Genomic DNA, 4,996 nt, shown 5'->3' on the forward strand with positions numbered 1-4,996 from the left:
ATGTATCACAATCAATCCTGATTGTGTCTTTTTTCTCGAGATGGTTGAGTAATTCTCTCAAACAGGATTGTTTGAGTTACAGTATCACAATCAATCCTGATTGTGTCTTTTTTCTCGAGATGGTTGAGTAATTCTCTCAAACAGGATTGTTTGAGTTACAGTATCACAATTAATCCTGATTGTGTCTTTTATTTCTCACTCAAGATGAATGAGTTCTTTTCCTCAAACAAGATTGTTTGAGTTACATGTATCACAATCAATCCTGATTGTGCAATTCAATTCCCATCTCTTTTTGGATACTCTCTTCCACCCATGTAAATTTCCAATCCTGAAAATCTTTAACTAACTTTGCTTTTACCGGATTGTTAATAATATACCAGATAATATTATGAAATTCTTTATCATCTCTCACCCAATGATCATAATTTTCATGATGCCAGAATTGTCCTTTTCTATTCAAATATTTATTTGCTTTATTTGCAGTTATTCCTTTATGAGATTTCATGATTTCAGCAAATGAGAAATATCCCTTCTTAACATTCTGCAAAGGTTTGATCAAGATATGAACATGATTTGGCATTATACAAAATGAATAGAGAAAATATTTCTCCTTATGCAAGAAAAATAAACTATCTTTCACTATTTTGGCAATATTTTCATCTTTTAGCCAAAATGGACCATTTTTTGTTAATCCTAAAAAATTATCTATTAAATCGAATTGCTGTTTATCAAATTTCAATTTCATTTCAGACTTTTCCAGTTCTGAATATTTTTTGATTTTTTCTTCAAAATCTTTATGTTTGGAAATTAGGGTTTGTTTCAAATTATCTGGAAGTTCTATATTCAGTCTAAAAGTTATAAAAAAGATTCCTTCTTCCGGTTGGAAGTGAGGTAGATTCCGTTTGTAGAAATATTTATAATCTAATTTGTTATTCATTATTATTTCCTTTCCTCAAACAGGATTGTTTGAGTTACATTCTCAACATATCCAGAAAACTTTCGATGCGCAATTTCGTGCGAGCATCGAGTTCTCCGGGTTGATCTCCTTCGATTGTCAGGATGGGAAGATCGATATACTTTTTAAGGAGAATGTTATCGATCTGACGATGACAGAAAGATTGCGCATAACTGATCACAGCATTAATCTTTCTTTTTTTCAGTTCGATCTGAATATCCTCGATCCGATCAAAAATAGAGTACGGATATGTGTATCGCAAATATTGATCAAAAATGCTTTCTTCCAAAAACGGCATACTGAATTGTCTTTGAATTTCATTAAAAACCACATTTACATTATTTTCCAATAAAAAGTCATAAAGATTGGAAATGATTGGTGGAACTCCGAGAAAGGCAAACCTGAAATCAAAATCTATCAGTTTCCTTTTTTGAACTTCCAAAAGAAATTTATCCAATCTTGCTTCAAAATCATCAGGATCTCCATTAAAATCAGACGAATTTACTAACCAGAGATGGTTTTCTGATCCTGTTACTCTGTTTTCCTTGTAAGTTATTTCATCCAATAAAACCAGTTTCTTCCTGATTTTATCAAGTCTTTCTTTGGTTTGGATAACGACCGAATGATCGACTTTGAAAACCTTTTCTAACTTAAAAATCTCCCTTTCCAACTCCGGTCTATTTTTTTCAAAAGGAAATGAAAACGGAACAACCTTAATCCCTTTATCTTTTAAAGTTGCCATCAAAGAATGCGTGTTGGAACAATCACCTTCCACAACTCCGATCACAGTTTTTATATCAGAGGAAAGAACTACATCATACATTCCTTTGATCCAACTACAAATGTTGCGAGGATAACCTGCATATTCAGCATTTTCAATGTATTTTCGTGCATTTCCGGTTACGAAAATGTTATTCAGATCAACCGGGATCTGACCTGCTGCATAAACAACTTCGATGGGAAATGTTGATGTGAAACCGATTTTATTTTTTGTCATTGGTCACTCGTCATTAGTCAATTGTAAATTTGCAATTTGTGAACTGGTCATTGGTTTATTTGGTTGATTGTTTTTTTGCTTTGATTGAATTGATATAAGCATTTAACTTTTTTGAGATTAAGGCAGGAATTCAGAAATATTATCTTTTTCAGATTCTGGAATTAATTTGGGAACAAATGCTTTTCGGAGCCAATCTTTAGTTTCTTCTAACGAACCTCTGGCATAATAACAAAAATGTAAATTCTCATTATAATGGAATCGTCCAAATCCCTCAGCAATGTTTGCTGAAATAGAATCAACTGCCCTTATCAATTGAATGCCAACAGTTTTTTGAGCAAGAAAATCCCATTTAATACAAATTTTCCATATATAATTTGAGAAATCTAAAAGTTCTCTACAAATCCTTAGATCTGAAATATCTTTCATTTCAACTCCAATATTTTACTATTCACTATTCAACCAATGTCCATTGACTAATCAACCAATTCCAGATATTTATTTTCAAATTCTTCCAATTCATTTTTTAAAACAAAAATCTCATTTTTAATTTTTTTGATCATGGTATTGGTATCTTTCACTTTTTTTTCATCAGAATAAATAGAATTATCATAAAACTCAGCTTCTAAAGAAAGAATTTCTTCTCCTTTTTTTTCTATCAATTCTTGCTTCTGTTCAATCCGTTTTTCCAGTTTTTCCAGAATTATCGGATTTGTTTTTCGATTTTTATTTTTGAAATACTGTTCGCTTTTCTTCTTTTTTTTTTTATTTTTGGAAGAAAAAAGTTCTTCCAGTGATCGCTCTGTTTTCTCTATTTTTTTCTGATGAAAAAACCATTTCTCAGATGCTACATTCTCGATCAGATAACGATCGTGTGAAACGAAAATGATGGTTCCCTCATACTCGGAAAGTGATTTTTCCAAACTGGATATCATATCGATATCGAGGTGATTTGTTGGTTCATCGAGAATGAGAAAATTGGGTTTTTCGTGAATTAGTTTTGCCAGATAAAGTCGAGATTTTTCACCACCACTTAAAATTGAGACCTTTTTATCAACATCATCTCCACGAAAGCCGAATCTTGCCAGGTATGAAAGAACATAACCTTTTGTTTCCATTGGAGCCAGATTCCAGATCGTTCTCATCACGGAAATGGAATCATCAAGTTTTAGATGAGACTGATCGTAATATCCGATGTTCAAACTTGCGCCTTTTTTTGCTTTTCCGGAAATAGGGGAGAGTTCATTATTTAGAATTTTCAGGAAACTCGTTTTACCGCAGCCATTTGTTCCAACCAGTGCGATTTTATCTTTATAATTTATTCTCATATTCACATTTTCAGCGAGTAGGTTTTGTCCAAATCCAAAACTCAAATCCTCAAAAACAAACACATCATTCCCGCTTCGTTTCTGCATTTGGAAATTCAATTTCAGATTCTTTTCCGATTTAGGTTTTTCAATTTTTTCCATCTTATCAAGTTTCTTTTCCAGTTCCTTTGCTCGTACGAACATTTTCTCACTATCCCGTGCTGTTCCCCAGATACGGTATCTTTTTATTTGATCTTCCATCCGTTTGATCTGCTTCTGCTGATTTTTAAATTCCTTTTTCTGCAGTTCATCCCGTAGTTTGGATTGTTCCTTATAAAAACTGTAATTTCCATGAAAAGTTAATAATTTTCGATTCTTTATCTCAATTATTTTAGTTACGGTTTTATCCAGGAAGTTCCTGTCATGAGAGATGATCACAAATGGTTTATTCAGGTTTGATAAATATTTTTCAAGCCAGAAGATCATTTCCAGGACGAGATGATTCGTAGGTTCGTCCATAATCAAAATATCATAAGGTTGGAGCAGGATTTTTGCCAGTTGAATGCGGGTTTTTTCTCCTCCGCTGAATGTCTGTAATTCCTGATTCCATACTTCTTTTGGGAATCTCAATTGGGTCAGAACTAACTTTATTTCCGTCTCAAAAGAATAGCCGTCGATGAGTTCAAATTCCTGTTGCAGTTTTGAAAATTCTTTCAGATTTTTTTCGGATTGATCTTCTGATAATCTTTTTTCTGCTTCTTCTAATTTGGAAGATAATTCGATAAAATCTGTTCTTGCTTCCAATACGAAATCATATAAAGATTTGTCTTCAGGAAATTCCGGATCCTGTGTCGAATATGAGATCAATCTGTTTTTAGCGATATGGACTTCACCCTCGGAAGGAATTATATTTTTGGAAATGATATTTAAAAGCGTTGTTTTTCCTGAACCGTTCCTTCCAACTAATCCGATGCGGCTATTATGCTCGAGCGAGAAATTCACATTCATGAAAATCTCCTGTCCGCCAAAATTATGCGAAATATTGGATAATGAAATCAAACTCATTTTTTCCTCGAAACCAAGTTCGGAAATTCGATTTTAATGTCAATTATTCAATGAGTTTCAATGAAAAAATACTTGTCATAAAAATACTTCTAAAAAGTCTGACACAAAGTCGGGATGTAGCGCAGCCCGGGTAGCGCACATGAATGGGGTTCATGGAGTCGCAGGTTCGAATCCTGTCATCCCGACCAATTTCATTGCAGTGAAAAGGTAAAAAAGACACAAAAAAGAAGAAAAAACTTCGGAGGGATTTTACTCTACTTGTTCCCAAATTTCATTTGGGAACACAATTGGATGAGAAATTTCATTTCGGAAACTTATATTTATACTTTGGAAACAATCAAAGTAAGACTTTTAAGAAGTTGCATTCCCAAATGCATTTTGGGAATGAGGAAACAAGTAAAAAAGGTATCTTTAGTGACTCTTTGTGTTCTTCGTGGCTGAAAAGGATTTTGAATTGAATGTCGAAAAAGTTTACAATACTTTGCAGAAGGAATTCGAGAAATATCAGAAACCGGTTGTTGATACGATTGAATCAGCAACTAAAGATCCTTTCAAGATATTGATCACAACGATTTTAAGTGCAAGAACAAAAGACACAACAACGGAAAAAGTTGTCATCGAATTATTCAAAAAAATAAAGAAACCTGATGACTTTAATAAATATTCTACAGAAGA

5 protein-coding genes and 1 tRNA gene are annotated in these 4,996 nt (G+C 33.0%); 2 read left to right on the forward strand and 4 right to left on the reverse strand.

Annotated features, from left to right (window positions below; translation table 11 throughout):
- Positions 1-256: 256 nt before the first annotated feature.
- From ENL20_06090 to ENL20_06105, 4 genes are all read right to left on the reverse strand, one after another.
- A complete protein-coding gene (locus ENL20_06090) occupies positions 257-937 on the reverse strand; it encodes a hypothetical protein (protein ID HHE38124.1) in 681 nt (226 codons plus the stop codon).
- Positions 938-971: 34 nt separating this feature from the next.
- Positions 972-1,952, reverse strand: a complete 981-nt coding sequence (locus tag ENL20_06095) for a 2-hydroxyacyl-CoA dehydratase (protein HHE38125.1) — start codon at positions 1,950-1,952, stop codon at positions 972-974.
- 117 nt (positions 1,953-2,069) lie between these two features.
- Positions 2,070-2,378, reverse strand: coding sequence for a four helix bundle protein (locus ENL20_06100; protein ID HHE38126.1), 309 nt, complete (start codon positions 2,376-2,378; stop codon positions 2,070-2,072).
- 47 nt (positions 2,379-2,425) lie between these two features.
- Entirely contained in the window at positions 2,426-4,321 is a 1,896-nt protein-coding gene (locus tag ENL20_06105; protein ID HHE38127.1) for an ABC transporter ATP-binding protein, read from the reverse strand.
- A gap of 110 nt (positions 4,322-4,431) precedes the next feature.
- Between ENL20_06105 and ENL20_06110 the strand changes: the two genes are divergently transcribed.
- Both ENL20_06110 and ENL20_06115 read left to right on the forward strand, forming a co-directional pair.
- Positions 4,432-4,509: transfer RNA gene (locus ENL20_06110), tRNA-Pro, on the forward strand.
- A gap of 266 nt (positions 4,510-4,775) precedes the next feature.
- On the forward strand, positions 4,776-4,996 hold a 221-nt coding region (locus tag ENL20_06115), incomplete at its 3' end, for an endonuclease III (protein ID HHE38128.1).

This window comes from Candidatus Cloacimonadota bacterium (assembly GCA_011372345.1).
GTDB lineage: Bacteria > Cloacimonadota > Cloacimonadia > Cloacimonadales > TCS61 > DRTC01.